This window comes from Polaromonas sp. P1_E1_2 (assembly GCF_056406035.1).
Genome location: NZ_JBFUAZ010000878.1, coordinates 1 through 1,252, shown reverse-complemented (window position 1 = coordinate 1,252; position 1,252 = coordinate 1). Strand labels below are relative to the sequence as shown.

Genomic DNA, 1,252 nt, shown 5'->3' with positions numbered 1-1,252 from the left:
GCTGGCGTCAGTGCTGTTGCGCTGGATGCCATGGCCCGCGGTGGTGGCAGCTACCGCGGCGCTCTTTCTGCTGGCCGACGGCGCCGTGACCTTGTGGCACCGGAAGAACCCGGTTGAGCTGGCCGCGCCCGAGACCGCCCCGGACCATTGGCTGCTGCCCATCCGCACCGCGTTTTCGCAGGTGCTGCACCTGCCGGGCCTGAAAAAAGTGATTGCGCTGGCAGCCGGCGTCAACCTGGTTATCGGCGTGACGCTCGCCACCTCGGCTGCGATGGTGACCGGGCTGCTGCAGCGCTCTGCGGGCGATTACGCGTTGCTGCAAACGGCCGGCGCTATTGCCACCGTCATCATCCTGCTGTTCATCGCCCGCACCGTGCTGCCCTTGCGCACCCTGGGCCTGGTGTCATACAGCGTGATGTTGGCCGGCGGCCTGCTCACGGGGCTGGCTGGCAACTTCTGGATGTACATCGCCGGTTTCTTGCTGGTGATCGGCTTTGACAAAATGTTCAACGTCTACATCCGCAGCCTGCGTCAGAAGATCATTCCACCGAGAGACCTCGGCAAGACCACTGGCGTGATTGTGATGCTCAACAATTTGTCGCAGCCGCTGGCGGGGATGCTGGTGGGGGTGTTTGCAGGGGTGATGGAGGGGCGTGGAGTGATTTTGGGATTGGTGGGCGCGATGGGTTTGATTGGGGCTCTGGTGGCATGGACGGAGCGGAGCGATGGCACGCGCGCATGAACACGGCTGTGCCTTTATCTTAAATATCAGGTTTGTATGAACGTAACTTCTTGCACCGAATGGGAAATCGAGTTGAACGAGGTGGATTCCACAGTGTCGTCGCTGAAAGYGCTCGTTGAACAATTAGCGCTTGCAGAGCGGTTGCCGCAAGGGCGCCTGGCGCTCAGCGCGGATGCTGGCCCGCGCCCGCTGTGGCAGCGCATTCTGGGTGCACGGCGATGGGTAGATATCTTTTTTGCGGTGGAGTGGTACGGCGAATATGCCAGTCTCATCTTTCTCGATGAAAACGGTAGCGAATACCGCGCTCTGGATCACGTAGCGCCTGTTTCGCCGTCTGAGGAAGTACGGACCAAGATCGCCCATGGTGAGATACGGCCTCACCTCATTGAAGAGTGCATGGGTAAAGACCGTGCATTCACGGCCATCAGGGAATTTCTGCAGTCGGGCGAGCGCCCTGCATGGCTGAGGTATCGCTATGTGCGGTGAGTTGCCTCCTCAAGCGTCAGGGGC

Annotated in this window: 2 protein-coding genes; both read left to right on the top strand. The window is 60.7% G+C overall.

The genetic code is table 11. The features are described 5' to 3' along the window. On the top strand, window positions 1-742 hold a 742-nt coding region (locus AC1D1P_RS23735; RefSeq protein WP_477674702.1), incomplete at its 5' end, for an MFS transporter. Between the two features lie 36 nt (window positions 743-778). Then, window positions 779-1,228: a hypothetical protein gene (locus tag AC1D1P_RS23730; protein ID WP_477674701.1), complete on the top strand. Its 450-nt coding sequence runs from the start codon at window positions 779-781 to the stop codon at window positions 1,226-1,228. Window positions 1,229-1,252 lie beyond the last annotated feature (24 nt).